This window comes from Mesorhizobium sp. M7A.F.Ca.US.005.03.2.1 (assembly GCF_003997795.1).
Lineage (GTDB): Bacteria > Pseudomonadota > Alphaproteobacteria > Rhizobiales > Rhizobiaceae > Mesorhizobium > Mesorhizobium ciceri.
Window position 1 is genome coordinate 1 of sequence record NZ_RZRP01001631.1, and the last position, 422, is coordinate 422.

The 422-nt window shown below is 62.6% G+C and carries 1 pseudogene; it reads right to left on the bottom strand.

Annotation, left to right across the window (positions count from 1 at the left end):
* Positions 1-53: 53 nt before the first annotated feature.
* A pseudogene (locus EN991_RS39535) lies at positions 54-422 on the bottom strand (TRAM domain-containing protein); the annotation flags it as partial.

The following is a 422-nucleotide window of genomic DNA, read 5'->3' on the forward strand; positions in this document are numbered from 1 at the left end:
GTTAAGAGGCCTAGATTATCGCCAGATGTAGTAAATTTACGCGGAACGAGGCGTCAGACCGCCGAACCATGGAGGTCATAGGCGTCGGCACGGTCGATCTTGACGGTGACGATATCGCCTTGGCGCAGCGGACGACGCGACTGGATGTGCACCGAGCCATCGATCTCGGGCGCGTCGTATTTGGTGCGGCCCTGTGCCGATGTGCCATGCGCCTCGTCGATCAGCACCGGGAGGCGCTTGCCGACTTTTCTGGCCAGCTGTGTCGCCGAAATCTTCTGCTGACGCTGCATGAAGCGGTGCCAGCGCGCCTCCTTGATTTCCTGCGGGACCTGTTCGAGACCGAGATCGTTGGAGCGGGCGCCGCGGACCGGCTCGTATTTGGAGCAGCCGGCCCGGTCGGTCCTGGCTTCATCGGGCCAGTC